This window comes from Vibrio sp. 1288, from assembly GCF_033344475.1.
In genome coordinates this window covers 1-20,347 of record NZ_JAWPOX010000025.1, presented here as the reverse complement: position 1 = coordinate 20,347, position 20,347 = coordinate 1, and the positions used below count along the sequence as shown (strand labels likewise).

The following is a 20,347-nucleotide window of genomic DNA, read 5'->3' as shown; positions in this document are numbered from 1 at the left end:
AAAGGTTGAAAAGAAATGTGTAAGTGCAAAAAGACAACCCAATCCCAGAGAGGCTCAAAGCTGCGCGTAAAAAAGCCAAAATCACCCAAAAAGATTTAGGGGTGAAAATTGGCATGGAACCAAGTTCTGCTAGTGGACGAATGAACCATTATGAGAAAGGTAGACACGTACCTGATATTGGTACGCTTGAACGTATGGCTGAAGAGTTAGATGTGCCGTTGAATTACTTTTTCTGTAGGAACGAATTGAGTGCTGAATTGGCGTGTGCAATTGAGAAAATGAGTGACGACGAGAAAAAGGCGCTACTGGAAAACCTAAATGGCGAAAGTCATCTCTAAGCTTTAAGCCCGTTTTTACTCAATAACATGCTCAACGGAATGGCATCCGTAAAACGAGGGGCCACTATCTTATCTTCAGTGGCGATTGCATTTAAGTTGTAAGCAGAACCAGAGTCAATTTGATGAAGACTAAGCTGCTCTAAAAGGCGATCAAACGGGTTATCTAGGTAGGGAAACTTAAATGCAAAAGTGCGTGACAATATTGTTTTGTCTATCGTATCCGCATTGTCGTTGAAGCTCATAAGCAACGCGTCTTTCAAGAAGTGTTTTAACGCTCGACATTCTCCTCGGCACATTGCAAACAAAGGATATAGCAGCTCATTCTTTGCAAGTACTGGAGGCTCATCAAAGCCCATCCTTGAACTCAGACCCGCGACAAATCTGGCAAAATGCTTTTTTTGCTCTAAGTCAAACCCATAAGACGCTGTTCTACTCGAATGACTATTCGCTTTCAACAATTTGAAATAATCTATCTTTCTCCTCCAGCTTAGCCGTGAGTTCCATTGTGGTTCTGTCGCTATCACATCAGCATAAGGCATGCCCACAAGCACAAAAGAGACTCTTGCTTCTTCACTAATATATTTGAATGTGTTGGCAATAACTTGTCTCTGCTCTGCGGTTGAAAACTCAACAAGCTCTTGAATTTCATTAACAATAATCAGCTCAACAGATTTACGTTTAAGTTGCTTTACAACCGCTTCACCAAGCGCAATTTCATTGCGGCGTCGGGTACCTCTTCCGCCTGATTTACAATCTAAATCAACCAAAAATTGGGTCAGCGTATTCTGTTCATTGATACGACTTGGCACTCTAGTGCTTAATACTGGCTGCTTTCCCCAAGTTGAACCCGATTGAAAGCGTGATAAGTAGTTGTTGATCAAAACCGTCTTTCCACTTCCAGCCTCACCAGTTAACAAGAAAGACTCTGGTTCACCACCTAAAGAGTGATTGAAACGAAGTTGATCGAAGATAGAGTAGATTTCAGTTATCGCAGGATACTCGATAAAGCAGGTTTCAAAGGACTTTAGCTGCTCAAGCTGCTTTGGCGTTAAATTCAAATTAATACCCTTCAATATCTTCAAAATCATCGTCATCTAAGTACTCTGAGGCATCAGAAACAACCTCAGATTTGAGCCTAACAGGAGTCACGTTGATTGAGCTTGGCCCCTCTGAACCCACATCATTAAACTTTGCTAGTTTCGACGTGTTACCTGTTTTAGGAAGGTTGGGCTTGCTACTTTTAGCACGACGGAATCTATCGGTTTCTTCCTGGATACGTTTTTTCATATATAGAAATGTATCCGCAAGAGCCTCATCATCAGCAAGCTGCTTAGTGTTCAGTCTGCGTACTTTTTGTATGCGCTGGTGTTCAAAAAGTGAAAGTCCGCTTGTATACCCGCTGTTGTCTACCGCTGGAACTTTTATGTATTTCTTTTCTGATTCTAGGTAAACATGGATGTAGCTGATATCAGAAGGATCTGTTTTGGTCTTAACAAAGAGCTTCTTACCATTATTAGGTGTGCAATATTTCCGGTATTCAATAAGCTCGGCGGACTGATAGCGTAAGTTATGCAGCCTGATCCCGGCCACTCCAATCGTTCTGTGTCTAAGTAATCCTAGCTCTACTCTGAGTTGCTCCTTTTCAGCACCATCATAGTAAGACGGCGTCCATTTCGATTGGTGCCACTTGTGATATGGAATCTCACTCTCTCTAGAATCTGGTGCCATGTGGTAATAGTCGACAATCCATTTATGGAGTAACTCAAGAAATACCGATACCCTGATCACCGCATCCTTCTTCGGATTGTAATCTTGTAGTTGAGTAGGATTGGTGAATGTTTTTCCAGGCAGAGCGTTAACTAACCCTTTATTCATTTGATCGAACAGCTTTTCGATCCCTGACTTTCGCCAAGGCTTCGCTGCTGGACTGTATTGAATGTCGGACACTAAAGGCCGTAACGAATTTTCTAAGCTTTGACTCCAAAACTCGGCAGCGTTATCGACGACCAAGCAATCAATCTTACCGTGGCAAGGCCACTCATTCTCAATCGATGGATACTTTGCTTTAAGCCAGCTTTTATCCAAAAGTGAATTCAACAGAGCCTTTCTAACAGAGTCAAAGCTTGGCTCTCTAAAGTTGATACTGCAACCAACAATGCACTTACTGAAACGGTCATAAAGCATCGTCAAGTAAGGGCGGCCCAAAGGAATATCTAGCTCTTCGTCAATCAAAATCACTGGAACTGGGGTATGGTCTATTTCAACAGACTCCATAGGTTTAGTTGCAGCGACCTGCTGACCAACCGAGCGATACTCTCGATCTGCATATCGTTTACCAAATCTTGCAATCGCCACTTCATAAGGAGGTAACTCATTTATTCGATTGTAAAAAGAACGTTCGGCAATTGGCTTGATTTTTCCTTCAACAATCCCTCGATTTATTTGAATCACTCGACTCTTATAATATCGGTATGCTTCTGCAACACTAAGTCTTTCACGTGTCAGGTATACGTTCTGAATTGCCTCGTCAATCAAGGATTGCGAATCCATTTCTTTCTGGCGGTTGCCCTTAAACGTATGCTTCGGAATAAGTGCACATGGGTCTTTACCCGCTTCAAAGTAATATTTTTTCCAAGTTGCTAAAGTTCGCCAACTCGGGGGAGTGAGCTGTAATTCCGATTCCACGAGACTTAAAATAGGGTTCAAGTTTTTCTCGGTCCACCCGCCTTTTAAACGCTTCTCCACGAAAGCGATGATTTTGATACGACGGATAACTTCTTGCTGTACCTTCGGTGATTGAGAATCAATAGTTGAAGAGATTTCAATAGGTTCTTGAATTAGCTCTATTGGAAGCGGCTGAGACTCTCCCTCTGAAACTTCAAACTCATCAAAGAACCCAAATATATTATTAGAGTCCGATGACATGGTTAACACCAAACGTAGGTTTCGAGACCAAAGCCAATGCCGTTTAGGTCTGTTTTAACTTGCCCCGAAGAGATCCAAGGTAGAGTAGAGATAAGTGTGTCCTTCTCCGATAAACCGAAATACAAAGACACCTCTTGTAACTTCACCATTTGTTTACGTTGAATAAACGCCAACACTAACTTTTGAAACTCAGTCACGGTTCGCAATCCAGAGTAACGGTGTAGTAGCTTAAAGTTATTTAAAGTTGGACCCATTCTAATTTGCTTCTCAGTAACTAAAACTAAGCGTCTGTTAAAGTCATTCAATGCAACTCTTTGTTTCTCTTTAAATCGGTCCCTGAAGTCAGGTTTGAGAATCTGGCTTGAGTGTTTTACTTCGAAGAAAATTGAATGGTCATCGTGATCTGTCGCCAAAAAGTCGGGGGTATATCGGCATTTTCGATTATTGAATTGATAGTTGAAGCCAAAAGGTTGGGAGGTAAAGCTTTTGATGTCTGCGTTATATTCGAGGTGAAAACAGAAATCAAACTCTAAAATAGACAGAGTGCGAACAACTGCATCATTCTTCAAGCTCATGAACTTACAGATGTTGTGTACGTGAGATGACTTCTTGGTTTGGTCGAACATAGCAAAATCACTTTTGTTGTAAACCCACAACAAAAAATAGACTATGAAGACTTATGGTGCAAATATGAAGAAAGCCTGCAATTTATGCGAACATATATTGCAGGCTTCAAAAAGGGTGGGACCCCAGCCACATCCCGGCACACAAATCACACGCTGCGGCTGCTTCCTTCCGGACCTGACCGAGTTCACGAGCTATTGTTGCGAGAGGACCAGAGCCCCATAATTCTTTTCGAGAGGTCTTGCCTCAATCGATGGGGCGATTATTCAGTATCAGCTCTCATAATGCAAGAGCAAAAACCTTGAATTTCATCATTTCATTACCGTTTGGACAAAACTCGATCAATTCATTCCTTTATGATGAAACCGTACAGTCACGATAAGAGGAGTCGTGCCGTGAGGACTGCTTACTAATGTACATGTCTTCATCAGCCAAATGCATCGCTTGCTCTAAGCTCATGTGCCGTTCCCTTTTTGCAGAGAAACCAATAGAGATACTTATAGACTCCAAATCACTATATAATTTGCCTTTCACGTCTATTCTACTGAGCTCTCTCATTGCTCTAGTTAACTCGGCTTGCGTAGGATAACCCAGCAATATGAACTCATCCCCTCCAATTCGATAACATCTTCCCGACCAGACATAATGAATTTTTAGTGCCAGTAGTTGTAAAACTTCGTCCCCAGCGCGATGCCCATAAGTGTCATTGATTCGTTTGAAATGATTAATGTCTAAGTAAAGTATGGATAGATCTTTGTTTACTCCTTTTCGATACTTTACTTGCAACGCACGACGGTTCCTTAACCCTGTTAAGTTGTCAGTGTTCGATTGACGGTAAAGATAAAGCGAAACACAAATAGCAAACAATAATACAAAGATAAACACAGCTTGTGTTTGCGTCGCTAATCGAATCTCATATTCAAGTGCGGTACGCCAATCTGGGCGTACATCGTACTGAGCAATGATCTTATCAACTTCTAACATCGCTATCGCTCGACTGAAGAAAGGCGCAAGCATGGCTCCTTTTTCATTCGCGACCAATCCAACAGAGAGTTGTGACTCATAAAACTCGCCAATAGCGGTATCCTGCTCTATCGGAACCAATTCACTGAGACGTAAAAAATGATTGAGCATCGCCGTATCCATCGGAATGTAATCGACTTCTTCATTTAATAGCCCCTGAATGAGCTCTTGTTGAGTACGATAACGTTTGAGTTCTTTTAGCGGTAACAGTTGCGTCATCATTTGATCGAAAAAGTCATCCTTAACTACGCCAATCCGCTCAGATATCAACTGTGAAACATGAGAGTATGTGCTCGGTTTGTAACCTAAACGCTTGACCATCACCGATGCTGGCGCGTAATGGGGCTTTGGAAAGTAGCTAAATGCGCGCCGCTCACGGCTGACCGTTAACGGCGCCAAAATTTCGAAATTACCTTGGATAAACTCATGATACATAGAACCCCAGCTTTCACCAGGCTCACTAATGATCAAGCAGTTTAAAGCCAAGATCTCACAGCTTCTCACGACTACATCAGCCGTCATCCCTTCGACACGACCATCTGCGTTGTATACAACATATGGAAAGATAGATTCGAGCTTAATCCGTATTGGTTCATTAAAATCAAGGGGCAATAAACGAATAGAATCACGCAACGCTGCTCGCCTTAATTCAAATTGATACTGGGAAATTTCTTCGCGAAGCTGCTTTTGCACCGCTTCCCCGTGAATAAACGTAGCGAACGTGTCCAACTCTTCAAGATGATGATCTTTTTTACTGATGATGGATACGGGCTTTATCGAAATCTGATCATTGAGCATCTTGGCGTCAAACCCCTCCATCAGCATCGGCTTGAGCTGGTTAATGGCATCGACAACGCCATCCACAGCACCTGAACGTAGCAGTGTTACTGCTTGTTCGTGACCTTGATAAGAGATCTGTTCTAGCTCAGGGTAGTGTTGTTTAAGTAATTGGGCATAAACTGTATCTTTGGGGACGCCAACACGCGAAATGTCACTCAACGTCGAATCTTTTAAACCAAAGAGGTAGGTATATTCGATATTTGTTGGGCGGGAATAACTAAAACGTTGAGCACGTTCTTGTGTGTAAGTGATATTCGCAGCAAAGTCCGCTTCCCCATTCGCTACTGAATTTAGAATGGCATCAAAGCTGGAGTAGTTCACGTATTGAACGGTAAAGCCAAACTCCTCTGAAGCAGCATTGAAAAGAACACGAGTGACGACATCATCCGCTTCAGTCGCGACTTTATAATGAGCAATTAAAGGGGCTTCGGCTTTTACATTCAAACTCAAGAGGCAACATGCAAAAAGCAACAGTGTTCGAGCAAAAGTTGTCATGACAAACTTATCTTAAATCAACCACTTATATTGTGGTTATTATTGGAAGTGTAGTAAATATGAAATGAAGAACATATACTAATCTCCATTTTGTTCCACAACCAATTCGATACTCTGCCGCACATGTCACTTTTTACCTGACTAAAAACTCATAATTCAGCCTGTTCATCGCTACTACGTAAAATATAGTCAGTCATCCAAGCTGTCCCTAACAAACAGATCCAAACCACGAAAACAGGGTTTGGCACATCCGTGGTCGGGCTGACGACTAAGGCGGCAAAACCCACAGTCGGCAATGTCCAACATAATAATTTGCTCCAACGAATGGTATGTTGAAGCTTCGCAAGTGCTTCCATTGACGCTAACATTCCCGTCAAACTTAACGCCATAAGAACGGCGTACGGTAGGCCTGCAATCCACAAAGGGAGCAACAAAAACAACGGCCACCAGCTGTGTTTATTGGATGGCGTCCAATGCGCAGCCGACCACCACATCGCCATAACAGCAATGGTTTGAACCACTGTAACCCAAGCAGACCCATCCAGCTTACCGCCTTGCTGTGTGACCATAAGACCAACTTGCAGTGTAAGTACAATAAGACCAGCGGTGAGCAACACACCTAAAGAGCTTCTACGAGAAAATACCACCATTAAAAGTGGGAAAAGGATCAAAACACCAACCGACAAAGCAATTGGCTGCATTGAGAGTGTCGCACCAAAAGCCATCATCGCGCCCAGTAATACTAAGCCAGCGAACCCACCTTGCGGCAAAACCCACAGCGCGGGGATCATAAGTGCAAGAACGGGAATGTCCCCCTCGCTCAAACTCATCGCCCGAACGCAGACAACAGCGAGTAAGGTCGTAACGAAAAATTGAAGTGTCGATAAAATCATAGCGCCTCCTGGCTTCCCCACCTACTTGGTAACTCAACGGCAAAAACTGGGATTGAAAGTCGTTGAGAGGGTCTAGATTCAAGCTTAGCTTGCGTTTGCTTCATGCTGTTTAAGGCTCATCAACCAACGACACTAAAGAACAGAAAATGTAATTCTTCAAAGTGAGTCGCTGGCAACACAAGGGTTAAGAACCGTTAGCAATATACAAGTCCAATGGTTTACCATTCCTTAGTAATCCAAAATAGACACTTTTGAGTATGGACCAATTTTTAGCGCAAATCTTTGCTGTAATTCACCAAATTCCAAAAGGAAAAGTCTCCACCTATGGGGAAATTGCCAAAATGGCCGGTTATCCGGGCTATGCGAGACATGTTGGTAAAGCACTGGGCAACTTACCAGAAGGCAGTAAACTCCCCTGGTTTAGAGTGGTAAATAGCCAAGGAAAAATATCTTTAAAAGGCAGAGATTTAGAGCGACAAAAAAAGAAATTAGAAGCAGAAGGGATTGAAGTATCGGAAGTTGGCAAAACTTCACTTAAAAAATACAAATGGCAGCCTTAAGCTGCCATTTTTTGTTCTCAGTGCGTCGTATTAACGTGTTCCAACTAGACGAATATCTAATTGGTGAGTTTGTGCTTCATCTGTAATAACACCGTTATGTGTGTCGCTGATAAAACGCAGCTTTCCATCTACCTCAATGCGAGCACGAACGCTGTAACGATGGTTTGGTTTGATTTCATTGCTGTCGTAACTCAACTCAAAAGAAAGAGGAACTTGCTTACCTTCTGTTTCGAATGTCTGTTTCGCCAACACTTTTGCTGGCGCATCCGCCAAGGACACATCTTCTAACGCAATAGTAACCACTGCGTTTGGTGGCAAGGCAATCCGCTCGCGATAAGCCACTGTACCTGTAATCGTCTTCATTGACGCTTCTGTAGATTCCATTTCTGTATTTTGAGAAGTTTGGCAACCCACTAACGCAGCCCCAAAGAGTAGAGAAGTAACAAGTAGTAGTGTTTTTTTCATATATTCCTCGAAAAGAGCATTAAACCGAAGCAATTATAGGTGTGGAATATAAAACTGTCTGCTTCCTGTCACTTTATTTGACAATAGTTTGACTGAGTTAGAATTTATCAAACAATTGATTTTGTTTCATAATTGGAACAATACTATTTCTAAGTTACTCAATAGTTCTTAACTATGCCACTTCACAAGAGTGAGGCTGTTGAGGTAACTTGGAATGAAAGACAACGGTGAGGAGACACAATGAGTAAACCACTACGAGAATTGCTCAGCCTACTACAACTCGAAAAATTAGAAGAAGGCTTGTTTCGTGGCCAAAGTGAAAACCTAGGTTTGCCTCAAGTTTATGGCGGTCAAGTAATTGGGCAAGCGCTTTCTGCTGCGCGCTACACCGTTGAAGAAACACGCACGGTACACTCCTTCCATAGCTATTTTTTGTACCCTGGCGATCCAGAAAAACCTATTATTTATGATGTAGAAAATCTGAGAGATGGCCGTAGCTTTAGCACTAGACGCGTAAAGGCAATTCAAAATGGACGCCCTATTTTTTACCTAACCGCATCCTACCATGGCGATCAACCTGGGTTTGATCATCAAAAAGAAATGCCAGATATCCCTGGTCCAGAAAACTTTGCCTCAGAGAGTGAGCTCGCAAGCCATATTGCAGAATTTCTACCCAAACGCTTACGCAAAACATTTTGCGGGGAAAAGCCAATCGAAACTCGCCCCGTTACGGTTATCAACCCTTTGAAGCCCAAAAAAGCAGAACCCAAACAGTACCTTTGGATTCGTGCTAATGGTGAAATGCCAGAGAATCAGCTAATTCACCAGTACCTTCTGGCCTACGCATCCGATTGGGGATTCCTTGTAACAGCAATGCATCCACATGAAGTCTCATTAATGACGCCTAACTTTCAAGTGGCCACCATTGACCACTCTATCTGGTTCCATCGCCCGTTTAAGATGGATGAATGGCTTCTATATGCGATAGAGAGCCCAACGGCGAGCAATACTCGTGGGTTGGTCCGTGGCGAAATATACAACCAGCAAGGTCACTTAGTGGCGACCGCCGTGCAAGAAGGGGTGATGCGCTACACGAAATAGCTCGTGTTCGCTAGACGAAAAAAGGAGTGCTGTTCCGCACTCCTTTTTTAATGGGTATCAAACGATGATTAATTTGGTTGATACTTCATGTTAACAACCGACCATTCGTAAAGTGATTTCGGGTAACCATATTCGCCTTTCCCGTAAATGACATTTGGGTCGGCATAGAATCCACCTTTATTCGTTGCTAAAAATTCACGAACCCCACGACGGTAAGTAATCACAGGTGCTACTAACTCATACTCTACCTTTTCCATCTTCGAGTCATCAATTATTAAGAACCGAGTCATACGAATCGTGCTGCCGCTGGTGCAGTATCCTGGGTCATCATAGTCAATTGCTTCAAAAGGCTTGAGATCATCTTCGAACAGCTCTGATGTACATCCATCAAATCGAGCTAAGTGTACCCACGCTCCTTTTATTAGAGTTGGGTCATCGTTACCCACCGGCTTGAATGCAAGTAGTGCAATCTTACCTTTGCCGTATAATTTCAATTCTTCGTCCGTTGGCTCACGCACTGAACGAACGTTCATCAAACCAAACTCACTTTCTTCTAAGTTAGAAAACTCACGTGCATTTAGCGTGCTAAACAATACTGTTTGTTCAGTTTCAAGCAATGTATATTGATCCGCAACACCTTCATCTGCAAAGCTTAGATACAGCTGGACTTTCTTACTTTCCAACGCTTTGTAATCTCGAGATTCTCCTTCCGAAATGTCGAGAGAAATCCAACGTCTTTTTACTGGCGGGAGATCAAGTAACGTCAGCTCTTCCTTATCAACATCTAATGAAGCGACTCCTTTAATTGTTGAGCTGGATATTTGATAGCTGCGGTTTCCTATTGGTGTACCAAAGTCTAGCTTAACCTTTTTAAATGGTTCAAATTCCACCTTCATTGTAGAAGCACTTAAACCAGGGTGATTCGCTTTGTTAATAGTGCCATTTACGACGATTGTTTTAGCTTTGTAGTTGCGCCCAGTAAGGGTAACCTCTAATTGGTACGTGCCTGCATGCAGGATTTTCAAACGCCCTGTATCAGGAGAAACTAGCTCGACCACAGGGTCTTTTTGGTTAATAAGACGGTAACTTGCCTTCGCAATCCCACCACTCATCACTGGTGAGATAACACTACCAGCGGAGAATTCTACCGTTGGGTAAGTAACCGATACCGGGTTTGTGCCTTGTTTAATCGTGACCGAGAAACTACTTTCACCCGGATCCACTTTGTCGTCCCCCGCATCCGAAACAATAATTTTTGTGCTACCCGCGTTAAGAATTTGCATGGCACCCGTTTGGCTGTTTAAGGAAACCACATCTATTGCTGCGTTGTCTGCAAATCGGTACGTAACTTCCCCAACCGTACCAGAGATTTTCGGCGCAACAAATGTTTGGCCAACCTTCCAAATCTCTTCCACATCGGATTGAACTTCAATTCGGCTCGGCGCGCTCAAAATTGTCACGTAGACTTTTTGATCAGGACCAACGGTATAATTCGCGCTCTCTTTTCTGCGCACAGTTAGCGTCGCTTTACCCGCTTTATACACATGGAGACGTCCTTCACTAAAACCACCGACAACATCTGGTGCGGTGTTATCTACAATCTCAATTTGCTCGTCAGCACTCAAACCAAAATCACGGTGAAGATCAAAACTGTATTTGTTGCTGTATACAACGTCATAATCGTGCGTTGCCATCGGTTGGCCTTCAGCCTTTGCAACTTTGATGACGACATTAAATTGAATAGGTTGGTAGAACTCCCCACCATCGTCTTCAAACTTAAGGTCGTACTCACCCGCAGTCACTACCTCCAACTTGCCGTCAGTCATTCGTAAGCCATTAGGTAAGCTGCTAACTAGATTTACGTTACCTTTTTGCCCTTTAAACGCCAGAGGGATTGAAAGATTTGGTTGATAGGTAAGCGGCATTTCAATGTCTTTTATAACTGGATGAGGCGCGCGATTAACTTCAAGATCAAAACGAGTTTTGCTTGCAGGATAATTACGCATGTCATGCTCGTAAATTTCCACTTCAGCAGCACCAACACCTTTGATCAGTAATGCTTCACCATTTTCTGTTTTAGCAACAACGTCTTCACCACGAATGATTCTCAGCTCATAGTCACCGTAGGCGTTCGTCACCTTAGGGAAAATTCGTCCACCTTCCTCATAAGTTGTGACAATATCCGCTGCGCTGATTTCTTGACGCTTGCCTTGTTTTACATCCACAAAAAATTGCGCTGTTTGCTGTTTATCTAGAAACGCGTCGCTGTAAGTTGCAGTCGCTTCAACCGTTAATCGCCCAACATTATGAACAAGAAGCAAACCCGTTTCAGGGTCTAGCAACTCGGCCACCTTGCTGTCTGGTACGCTATTTATGATTTTGTAAGAAATACGTTGCGTTTGAGCTTTATCTAGACGCACTGGTTCTAACGTCAACCCTTCTCGATACTCGTCTTCAAGCAAAGCGAACTGTAATTGCCCCGGAGCTACTGCATGCAGTTTAACCGTAGCGCGAACTTGTTTCGGCAAGTAAAAGTCGTTACCTGAATCAGTAATCAGCACCGATGCCTGACCAACTGAACCTAATGAATATACCGACCCGTTCTCATCAACACGAATCAAGTTATGACCACTTTCTACCTCATAACTCAGTTCGCCTTTTTGGCCACGGACGATCAACGCTTTTCCTTCTGACTCAATCGCATTGAAATTCAGATCACTCACTGAAAGTTCAGTATTGATACCTCGCTCTACAGTCACAGAAAATCTTGCTTCAGAAGATTCATAAGCAGAGCTACTATCTGTAGCAAGAATAGTCGCCGTTCCTGGGCGCAGAATTTGTAGTATTCCTGAGTCATTAATTTTCACGACATTTGGCGGATTAGAATCAATGACTTGGTAAGATACCGACCCATGTACATTGCTCAGTTTTGCTTCAGTAACCGTTCCCACTCCTTCAAACTTCAATACCGTGTCTTCCACTTTTAATTGCGGACGGTTCTGCTTTGTTATCGTAGTTGGTGTCTTCGTATTGTTCGGCTTAGAGTCTCCCCCACCGCCACAGCCAGCAAGTAAAGCTGCGAGAAAAAGCAAATAGTAATTTCTGTTCATTTTTAGTAATACTTTGTTACATACAAGATGGGGCGATAATAATACGATGTTTTATTAATCACTATCCCCATTTTTGAGTACTTTATTACTTAAGTAATTGCTACTGTATTCATCCTAAAAACAAATACTCAAAAATAGCGACCAAATTACATGAAAACACAAAAAGCAAACGTTTAAATCAAACTCTTCCATTAATTTAGTAAAAATTAATATTCAATAAAATAAAACATGAAAAAGAAAGAGAAAAAATTGCGTTATTTTTTCTTTCATTATGATGTAAAGGATTAATGGACTGTAAAAACAAATGGTTAATGAAAAATAGAAGAGAGAATAAATATCGTTTATATTTATAAAAATCTGGTAGGAAATAGTTTTAAAAGCATAATCAAACTACCTTTTAACATTTAAAATACTAAAAGGTAGAATTAACATTAGATAGAATTCTTATAGGGCGAGTTATTTTAGGATTGGTAACTCTGTTGTGTATTTAATGGACTCCATAGCAAATGTTGAAGTCACATTAGATAGCCCTTTTACGCTATTAACTAACCGCTTATAGAATTCGTCAAAACACTTCATATCTTTGACTAGTACTTTCATCATGTAGTCATACTCGCCAGCCATACGATAAAACTCCATTACCTCAGGAAAGTCACTCACAGTTGTAACAAAATGGTGATACCAACCTTCGGAATGATCAATCGTTTTTAACTGAACAAATGCAATGAAAGATAGCTCGAGCTTTTCTGCACTTAACAACGCCACGCGTTTTTCGATGTAGCCCTCTTCTTCCAACCTTTTCAAGCGCTTCCAGCATGGTGTTGTAGTAAGATTGACTCGCTCAGCCACGTCATTTAATGACAAGGTGCTGTCGGTTTGTAGTAAAGCAAGCAGCTGCTTATCTATTCGATCTAAACTCATTTCTATAAAACCCATAAAATGCAGAAAATTTTTCTACAGATATCTTTATTAAGAGTAACAATAGCAAAGTTTTTCTCGGAAATTATAGATAAATTATCCCTATCTAATACTTATCTATCGATTTCCCAAGGAGAGACGCCATGTGTACTGACCACAATTGGATCAACAATGCAGTGCGTAAAATTGAAGCAGACTTCCAACGTTCTGCTGATACTCACTTATTTAAACTCGAACTACCTTCTCTTGATGGTATCGATATCTATCTAAAAGATGAGAGTACGCACCCTACAGGCTCTCTTAAGCATCGATTGGCGCGCTCATTATTTCTTTACGCTATTTGTAATGGATGGATTGGTCCTGAAACCACTGTAATCGAGGCGTCCTCAGGCAGCACTGCCGTTTCGGAAGCGTATTTTGCGCGTTTACTTGGCTTACCGTTCATTGCCGTCATGCCGAAAACCACTGCACGTAAAAAGATCGAACAAATTGAATTTTACGGTGGTAAAGCGCACCTTGTTGAACGATCAGATCAGATTTATGACGAGTCTCGACGCTTGGCTCAAGAACTAAATGGTCACTACATGGACCAGTTTACTTATGCTGAACGCGCTACTGACTGGCGCGGTAACAACAACATCGCGAACTCTATCTTTAGCCAAATGGAGTTAGAAGATCACCCGATTCCTAGCTGGGTAGTGATGAGTCCTGGAACAGGCGGCACATCCGCAACCATTGGCCGTTTTATTCGTTACCAAAAATACGACACCAAGCTTTGCGTGGTAGACCCTGAAAACTCAGTGTTTTACGACGCTTTCCAGTCAGGAAACCACTCATTGAAAGGTGATACTGGCAGCAAAATTGAAGGTATCGGTCGACCACGTGTCGAGCCAAGCTTTATTGCAGGTGTTATTGACGAGATGCGCAAAATTCCAGACGCTGCCAGTGTGGCAACCGCCCATTGGGTATCTCAGCTGATTGGGCGTAAAGTCGGCGCATCAACAGGCACCAATCTTTACGGTGTGCTGCAATTGGCTTGTGAGATGAAACAACGCGGTGAGAAGGGTTCCATCGTGACGCTTCTATGTGATTCTGGAGAGCGTTACCTAGATACGTATTATGACTTAACATGGGTAAAAGAGAACATCGGCGATATTCAACCTTACTTAGCTCAACTCGAAGTCATTCAAGCAAAAGGTTGCGTTGAGCCAGCTTGTTGCGGCTCAACTAACGCTTAACGTGCAAACTGGACTTTAAAAAAACAGCCCAACTTCATGCGGGCTGTTTTTATCGCTGGGTTTTACTTTTTCTGGCGCGCTTCAAACGCAGCCAATTGTTCTGGCGTTGCCGCTGGTTGATGATTTTGTTTCCATTCATCGTAAGTCATGCCGTAAACACGTTCGCGAGCGTCATCAATATCTAAATCCAAACCGAGATTTTCAGCCTCAGATTTATACCATTTGCTAAAGCAGTTGCGACAGAAGCCCGCAAGGATCATCAGGTCGATGTTTTGTACGTCTTTGTTGGCATCTAAATGCGCCAATAAACGGCGAAATGTCGCCGCGTCTAACTTATCTTGTTCTTCTTGAGTCAAGTTTTTGTATTTGAATTCAGCCACTTTCCTTTCCTTCTCTCTTATTTAACTAGCTTTCGTCACCATATCTAGTTAGTCGGTAGTCATGAGTAAGAAGTATGCTTTAGCGCAACAATTCCCATTCTAAAATCACTACCTTTGATAAAAGCTGATATGATAATTACCATCCATCCTATTGATTAAATTAACATTTAAACAAATCATTACAACGGTCTTTTACCAAGGTTATCGTCTAGTTATGAAAAACGCCATTCTATTATTGTCTGCCTTGACCATTAGCGTGCCAACTTTAGCTGCTCAAGAACAAGCTCATCAATCTTATTTTTATCTGGGTACTGGTAACGTTGGTTTTGATACACCGTACTTCGGCTCGGATAGAGACAATGAGTGGTCAACACCACATATCACAGTTGGCTGGGGTTACCATGTAAACCAATACCTCGCGTTTGAAGGGGTTCTGCGCTATTCACAAAATGAACTTAAGAACGATGCTCTAAAAACTGACTTAGATCTTCACTATTACCAAGCAGGTATGTCTGCTGTTGTAACAAGTGATAACTTAGGCGATACGCCGCTGTCACTGTTTGGTCGCGTAACTGCGCTTGGCACTCAAGCTGAAATGTATGTTCCAAACGAACAAAAAGTCACAGATGATTCAGGCGCGCTATTCAACATCGGTGCTGGTGTCCATTGGGATATGAGCAAAGATATCTGGTTACGCGCAGAGTACATTTATAATGTCGCAGATATGGGTTTTGAAGATTTTTACGACGGCTACGAAGGTGTACAAATCAGCCTAGGGAAACGCTTCTAATCGAACGCTTCCGAGCTAACTTTAAACCGATAAAGAGAAGCCGAGGTTATTACCTCGGCTTTTATGTTTTAACGTTTGATTTAAGGGTGCGCTATACGGCCCTTCGTATCATGGCTAATTGCTTTGTTTAACTCTGCTTCTACATGACCTGGTGCTTGTGTTTTCGCCGAAATCAATCGGTACATTGCCGGGATAACAAACAAGGTCACCAATGTCGCAAACCCCATCCCGAAAAAGATTACCGTACCCACGGCAATACGGCTCTCATAACCCGCCCCTGTCGATACTATCAACGGAATTGCGCCAGCAAGTGTGGTAAACGCAGTCATCAAGATTGGACGTAGACGTCGCGCAGCTGCATCAATGATCGCTTTTTCAAACTCAACGCCACGATCACGTAGCTGATTGGCAAATTCTACGATCAAAATACCGTTTTTCGTCACCATACCAATCAACATGATCATGCCGATCTGACTATAAATGTTCATACCTTGGCCCATAATAACCAAACCAAGAAAGCCACCAAATACACCCATCGGCACCGTAAACATGACCACTAACGGGTTTACGAAGCTTTCAAACTGAGCCGCCAACACGAGATACGCCACTAGCAGTGCCAATGCAAACACAACAGCAACACTCGCTTGGTTCTCTTTAAAGTCTTTCGACTCCCCCGAATAACTCACCGAAATGTCACCCGGTAAGTTGTCGATGGCTTCCTGGTCTAGGTAATTCAGCGCATCTCCTAATGTATAACCTTCCGACAGGTTGGCAGTAATAGTGATGGACTTCTGTTTGTTGTAGTGAGAAAGACGAATAGAGGCCGCCACTTCTTCAATTTTTGTGACCGCATCTAACGTCACTAGCTGACCGCTATTCGTGCGCAGATAAATCTGACTTAAATCTGCAGCATTATTAAAGCTATTTTCATCACCGCGAAGATACACATCGTACTCTTCGCCACGCTCAACATAAGTCGTTTCGCTTTTACCACCGAGCATGATTTCTAGGGTGTCAGAAATGTCTTTAACACTGACTCCTAGCTCTGCGGCACGCTGTCGGTCAACTGTAACCAATAACTCAGGCGTTTTTTCCGAGTAATCTATCTCTGCTCCTTCCATCATTGGTGATTCTTCTGCTTTGTTCTTTAGCATTTCAGCCCAAACAACGAGCTCATCGTAATCAGAGCCGCCTAATACGAACTGAACTGGCTCACTCGAACCACCTTGGAAACCTGGCATAAATGGGAACACTCGAACATCTGGGATACCTGCCAATTCTTTCCGTACTTTGTTAAGGGCTTGCTGAGCCGTGATATCACGTTCGTTCCAATCTTCTAGAATCATGATCACAAAGCCTGTCTGGTCTCCTGCCTGGCCACCAAACGCTGGCGTTTGGATGCTGAATGACTTCAGATAACCTTGCCCTAGTAATGGCATCAATCGGTCTTCGACAATATCCATATTGGCTGACATACGATTGTATGACGTAGCATCTGCACCGCGCACAAACGCAAATATCACACCGCGATCTTCTTGTGGGGTCAACTGGGCCGGTACCTGATTCATCAAGAAATAGCTACCGCCCAAACAAGCTAGAATCACCAGCGGAGCAGCCCAACGTACTTTCAATGCGCTTTTCAATAATGCGCGATAGCCACTCTCAAGCTTGCTAAACAAGCGATCAACCGCTTCATTGAATCGATTTGGTTTTACATTCGCCTTCAAAATCTGACTACCTAATACAGGAGTCAGCGTCAGGGCAATCAAAGAGGAGAATATGACCGACATAGCTAGCAATACAGAAAACTCTGTAAATAGTAGACCTACCATGCCATCCATAAAGGAGATCGGTAAGAACACCATCACCAGCACTAATGTTGTTGCTATAACAGCAAAACCAACCTCTCTTGTGCCTTTATATGCGGCGAGTAATGGCGATTCACCGCGTTCGATATGGTGGAAGATATTCTCTACAACCACAATTGCGTCATCCACCACCAAACCAATCGATAATATCAATGCCATCAAGGTGATCAAGTTGATAGAAAACCCAAAGTAGTACGCGGCAATGAACGAAGAAATCAGAGAAACAGGTACCGTAACCGCAGGAATTAAGGTTGCACGAGCTTGACCGATGAAAATGTACAACACCAAAATCACCAAGCCGCCCGTGATAAATAGCGTGCTGTACACCTCTTCGATTGAACGCTCGATAAACACTGTCGCGTCGTAATCTATCGCAAGACGTGTACCTTCTGGTAAGAACTTCTGGATGTTATCGACTTCAGACCTAACCAGCTTCGCTACTTCTAACGGGTTTGCGTCTGACTGCGGTACCACACCAAGACTGATGTTTACTACACCATCACTTTTGAAGGTTGAGTTTTCGTTTTCTGCACCAATGAAGACATCTGCTACATCTTTTAAATAGATAGGTGTATTGTCGCTTGCGCGTTTAATGACAAGATATTGAAAATCTTCAGGCGTGTTATAAGTACGAGCCGTACGCACGGACATTACTGTTGAGTCGTTGCGAACTTCACCACCTGGGCTTTCTAGGTTCTCACTTCGCAAAGCTGATGTAATGTCCGAAGCTGTAACTGAACGTCCAGCCATTAGTTCTGGCTTAAGCTTCACGTACATTACCTTGTACAAACCACCGGAGAGATCAATGGAGCTAACCCCAGAGATCAGGCTAAAGCGGTCCATCAATACACGTTCGGCATAATCCGTTAATTGAGTACGGTCCATCTCTGCAGAACTGAGATTGATGTAGAGCGACGCCTCTCCCGAGCCATTGTTCTTATAAACAATAGGGTCATCCGCTTCATCAGGTAGCGAGCGCTGAGCACGAGCTACGGCATCACGCACGTCGCTCACACCTGTGTTGAGATCGTAACCTAACTCAAACGTGATCGTGATACGCGACATGCTGTTACGAGTAGTGGAGCTAATTTCATCAACCCCACTGATCCCAGAAAGCTGGTCTTCCAAAACGGAGGTAATTTGGCTTTCAATAATAGTCGCCGATGCACCCTCATAACGCGTACTGATAGAAACGACTGGGCTTTCTATATCAGGCATTTCACGAACGGCTAATTTGGTGAATGACACAAAGCCAAACACACACAACAGCATGCTCAGAACCAACGCCGCGACAGGGCGTTTAACTGAAACGTCGGACAGTAACATTAGTTTTCTTCCTCATCCGATTCACTGTCATTGCGTGTCACATCCGTGGTGTTCGCTTTTAGTGGCGCGACAATTTCTTTCACTTCGACACCATCACGCATGTTAACAATGCCTTGAACCACAATCTTGTCACCAATCTCAACACCAGATTCGATCACCACCTCGTTGCCAACACGAGCACCTAGCGACACTTCTTGACGAGTAGCTTTGTTATTTTCATCAATTACATATACAAAACGTTTAGTTCCGGAGTATTCAAGTGCTTGAACAGGAATGATTGGCGCCTTAATAGCAGGAAATGCTAGTGAAGCGTTCATCAACATGCCCGGCTTCAATTGATTTTCTGGGTTATCAAACTCAATACGCACGCGAAGATTCAGTGTTTCGGCGCTGATCCGCGTATCAATACCTGTGACTTTACCAGTAAAGGTCTGGCTACCCCATGCACTGGTTTTAGCGATGACTTCCATACCAATAGAAAGCATCGATAAATAGCGCTCCGGTACTTGTAAATCCAGTTCCATGACGGAAAGATCATCCAACGTCAAAAGTTCAGTACCCGCACTGACCATTTTGCCGCGGCTAAAATCGATAAAACCAACAGTGCCAGAAAATGGGGCAGTAATATGGAGGTCAGCTAAATTGGCTTGAGCAGCATCAAGCCTCGCTTGTGCTATTTCAACACTGGCTTTTTGTGCATCGATTTCAGTTTGAGTAATCGCATTCCGCTTAACCAAACGTTGGAACTCTTTTAACTTACGCTGTTCATCTTTTAGATACGCCTTTGCCTCAATCAAAGCGGCTTGAGCCTTATCGTCATCTAACTTAATTAATAGCTGGTCTTGCTGGACATTTTGATTCGCTTTAACAGCGATTTGATTCACTTTGCCGGCGACTTCCGATGCGACAACCACAGACTCCGCTGCCTTTAATTTGCCGATAAGAGTTAAGGATTGATTGATCTCGTGCGTTTCTACTTGTTCAGTCACAACGGTAACCGCTGAGCCTCCTCGCATCGCAGCGCAAACCGATGGAGAACTCAGTAATATAGAAAGCGTTAAAACAGATAACGATAACGTGGCTTTCATGCTCATGATATTGACTTCTAAACGAATAAACTTATGTCATTAAACTGCTTACAGTTTATCAGTAGATACGGTGTTTAACGTCAAGTAGTGTAAATTCAAGTAAAAAGCGCGCTTCTCTTCTGTTCAAAGGACAAACAAAACGCTGACTTTCTACCATCTTTGCCCAAAAAGACAGCATTCAACGTAAAAACGTAAGAAAAACGCTTTACAGCCTGAGCGAGTTTGCTATGATTCGCTCCGCACTTGGGAGATGAGTTGGGAAAACATCTTACTAAGTATAAAAATCCTCTGGAGGGGTTCCCGAGTGGCCAAAGGGAGCAGACTGTAAATCTGCCGGCACTGCCTTCGATGGTTCGAATCCGTCC

General features: G+C 43.0%; 16 protein-coding genes, 1 tRNA gene and 1 other RNA gene. 6 read left to right on the top strand and 12 right to left on the bottom strand.

Translation table 11 applies throughout. The features are described from left to right. The first annotated feature begins 23 nt into the window (after positions 1 to 23). Complete coding sequence (locus R8O11_RS17410; protein WP_213970522.1) at positions 24 to 338, top strand: helix-turn-helix domain-containing protein; 315 nt, start codon at positions 24 to 26, stop codon at positions 336 to 338. On the opposite strand, the gene R8O11_RS17405 is transcribed toward R8O11_RS17410, so the two are convergent. The 6 genes from R8O11_RS17405 to R8O11_RS17380 all read right to left on the bottom strand — a co-directional run bounded on the left by R8O11_RS17405 (position 335) and on the right by R8O11_RS17380 (position 7,138). Further along, positions 335 to 1,432, bottom strand: a complete 1,098-nt coding sequence (locus tag R8O11_RS17405) for a TniB family NTP-binding protein (protein WP_213970523.1) — start codon at positions 1,430 to 1,432, stop codon at positions 335 to 337. The genes R8O11_RS17410 and R8O11_RS17405 overlap by 4 nt on opposite strands. Then, positions 1,398 to 3,263: a Mu transposase C-terminal domain-containing protein gene (locus R8O11_RS17400; protein WP_213970524.1), complete on the bottom strand. Its 1,866-nt coding sequence runs from the start codon at positions 3,261 to 3,263 to the stop codon at positions 1,398 to 1,400. Before R8O11_RS17400 ends, R8O11_RS17405 begins: the two co-directional genes overlap by 35 nt. Before the next feature lie 2 nt (positions 3,264 to 3,265). After that, positions 3,266 to 3,889, bottom strand: coding sequence for a TnsA endonuclease N-terminal domain-containing protein (locus tag R8O11_RS17395; RefSeq protein WP_025577761.1), 624 nt, complete (start codon positions 3,887 to 3,889; stop codon positions 3,266 to 3,268). A gap of 118 nt (positions 3,890 to 4,007) precedes the next feature. Next, positions 4,008 to 4,104: signal recognition particle sRNA small type (gene ffs, locus R8O11_RS17390), an RNA gene on the bottom strand. 137 nt (positions 4,105 to 4,241) lie between these two features. Further along, on the bottom strand, positions 4,242 to 6,245 hold the full coding sequence (locus R8O11_RS17385; RefSeq protein ID WP_104975980.1) for a GGDEF domain-containing protein: 2,004 nt from the start codon (positions 6,243 to 6,245) through the stop codon (positions 4,242 to 4,244). A 149-nt stretch (positions 6,246 to 6,394) separates the two neighbouring features. Next, positions 6,395 to 7,138 carry a hypothetical protein gene (locus tag R8O11_RS17380; protein WP_005389942.1) on the bottom strand — a complete coding sequence of 248 codons (744 nt, stop codon included), beginning with the start codon at positions 7,136 to 7,138 and terminating at the stop codon, positions 6,395 to 6,397. 257 nt (positions 7,139 to 7,395) lie between these two features. On the opposite strand from R8O11_RS17380, the gene R8O11_RS17375 reads away from it, so the two are divergent. Next, positions 7,396 to 7,698, top strand: coding sequence for a DNA base-flipping protein (locus tag R8O11_RS17375; RefSeq protein ID WP_005378570.1), 303 nt, complete (start codon positions 7,396 to 7,398; stop codon positions 7,696 to 7,698). A 30-nt stretch (positions 7,699 to 7,728) separates the two neighbouring features. On the opposite strand, the gene R8O11_RS17370 is transcribed toward R8O11_RS17375, so the two are convergent. Beyond that, entirely contained in the window at positions 7,729 to 8,163 is a 435-nt protein-coding gene (locus tag R8O11_RS17370) for a YbaY family lipoprotein (RefSeq protein WP_005378572.1), read from the bottom strand. Positions 8,164 to 8,403: 240 nt separating this feature from the next. Between R8O11_RS17370 and tesB the strand changes: the two genes are divergently transcribed. Further along, a complete protein-coding gene (gene tesB / locus R8O11_RS17365) occupies positions 8,404 to 9,264 on the top strand; it encodes an acyl-CoA thioesterase II (protein WP_005378575.1) in 861 nt (286 codons plus the stop codon). Between the two features lie 68 nt (positions 9,265 to 9,332). On the opposite strand, the gene R8O11_RS17360 is transcribed toward tesB, so the two are convergent. Both R8O11_RS17360 and R8O11_RS17355 read right to left on the bottom strand, forming a co-directional pair. Further along, positions 9,333 to 12,374: a hypothetical protein gene (locus R8O11_RS17360; RefSeq protein ID WP_053303256.1), complete on the bottom strand. Its 3,042-nt coding sequence runs from the start codon at positions 12,372 to 12,374 to the stop codon at positions 9,333 to 9,335. A 456-nt stretch (positions 12,375 to 12,830) separates the two neighbouring features. Continuing rightward, a complete protein-coding gene (locus R8O11_RS17355) occupies positions 12,831 to 13,295 on the bottom strand; it encodes an Lrp/AsnC family transcriptional regulator (RefSeq protein WP_025998626.1) in 465 nt (154 codons plus the stop codon). Positions 13,296 to 13,435: 140 nt separating this feature from the next. Here R8O11_RS17355 and R8O11_RS17350 point away from each other — a divergent pair, with 140 nt between their 5' ends. Next, positions 13,436 to 14,530, top strand: coding sequence for a PLP-dependent cysteine synthase family protein (locus R8O11_RS17350; protein WP_005389952.1), 1,095 nt, complete (start codon positions 13,436 to 13,438; stop codon positions 14,528 to 14,530). Between the two features lie 62 nt (positions 14,531 to 14,592). Here the strand turns inward: R8O11_RS17350 and R8O11_RS17345 are convergent, their stop codons facing one another. Further along, positions 14,593 to 14,910: a DUF1244 domain-containing protein gene (locus tag R8O11_RS17345; RefSeq protein ID WP_005378586.1), complete on the bottom strand. Its 318-nt coding sequence runs from the start codon at positions 14,908 to 14,910 to the stop codon at positions 14,593 to 14,595. A 214-nt stretch (positions 14,911 to 15,124) separates the two neighbouring features. Here R8O11_RS17345 and R8O11_RS17340 point away from each other — a divergent pair, with 214 nt between their 5' ends. Then, positions 15,125 to 15,700, top strand: a complete 576-nt coding sequence (locus R8O11_RS17340) for a porin family protein (RefSeq protein ID WP_017634755.1) — start codon at positions 15,125 to 15,127, stop codon at positions 15,698 to 15,700. A gap of 80 nt (positions 15,701 to 15,780) precedes the next feature. Here the strand turns inward: R8O11_RS17340 and vmeF are convergent, their stop codons facing one another. After that, complete coding sequence (gene vmeF / locus R8O11_RS17335) at positions 15,781 to 18,894, bottom strand: multidrug efflux RND transporter permease subunit VmeF (RefSeq protein WP_318194298.1); 3,114 nt, start codon at positions 18,892 to 18,894, stop codon at positions 15,781 to 15,783. Beyond that, positions 18,894 to 19,988, bottom strand: a complete 1,095-nt coding sequence (locus R8O11_RS17330) for an efflux RND transporter periplasmic adaptor subunit (RefSeq protein ID WP_017820000.1) — start codon at positions 19,986 to 19,988, stop codon at positions 18,894 to 18,896. Before R8O11_RS17330 ends, vmeF begins: the two co-directional genes overlap by 1 nt. Positions 19,989 to 20,280: 292 nt before the next feature. On the opposite strand from R8O11_RS17330, the gene R8O11_RS17325 reads away from it, so the two are divergent. Further along, positions 20,281 to 20,347, top strand: a tRNA-Tyr gene (locus R8O11_RS17325).

Coding starts and splice junctions, on each gene's coding strand:
- tesB (WP_005378575.1), top strand. CDS start 8,404: ATGAGTAAACCACTACGAGAATTGCTCAGCCTACTACAACTCGAAAAA.
- R8O11_RS17375 (WP_005378570.1), top strand. CDS start 7,396: ATGGACCAATTTTTAGCGCAAATCTTTGCTGTAATTCACCAAATTCCA.
- R8O11_RS17340 (WP_017634755.1), top strand. CDS start 15,125: ATGAAAAACGCCATTCTATTATTGTCTGCCTTGACCATTAGCGTGCCA.
- R8O11_RS17385 (WP_104975980.1), bottom strand. CDS start 6,245: ATGACAACTTTTGCTCGAACACTGTTGCTTTTTGCATGTTGCCTCTTG.
- R8O11_RS17395 (WP_025577761.1), bottom strand. CDS start 3,889: ATGTTCGACCAAACCAAGAAGTCATCTCACGTACACAACATCTGTAAG.
- R8O11_RS17380 (WP_005389942.1), bottom strand. CDS start 7,138: ATGATTTTATCGACACTTCAATTTTTCGTTACGACCTTACTCGCTGTT.
- R8O11_RS17370 (WP_005378572.1), bottom strand. CDS start 8,163: ATGAAAAAAACACTACTACTTGTTACTTCTCTACTCTTTGGGGCTGCG.
- R8O11_RS17355 (WP_025998626.1), bottom strand. CDS start 13,295: ATGAGTTTAGATCGAATAGATAAGCAGCTGCTTGCTTTACTACAAACC.
- R8O11_RS17405 (WP_213970523.1), bottom strand. CDS start 1,432: ATGACGATGATTTTGAAGATATTGAAGGGTATTAATTTGAATTTAACG.
- R8O11_RS17400 (WP_213970524.1), bottom strand. CDS start 3,263: ATGTCATCGGACTCTAATAATATATTTGGGTTCTTTGATGAGTTTGAA.
- R8O11_RS17360 (WP_053303256.1), bottom strand. CDS start 12,374: ATGAACAGAAATTACTATTTGCTTTTTCTCGCAGCTTTACTTGCTGGC.
- R8O11_RS17330 (WP_017820000.1), bottom strand. CDS start 19,988: ATGAGCATGAAAGCCACGTTATCGTTATCTGTTTTAACGCTTTCTATA.
- vmeF (WP_318194298.1), bottom strand. CDS start 18,894: ATGTTACTGTCCGACGTTTCAGTTAAACGCCCTGTCGCGGCGTTGGTT.
- R8O11_RS17350 (WP_005389952.1), top strand. CDS start 13,436: ATGTGTACTGACCACAATTGGATCAACAATGCAGTGCGTAAAATTGAA.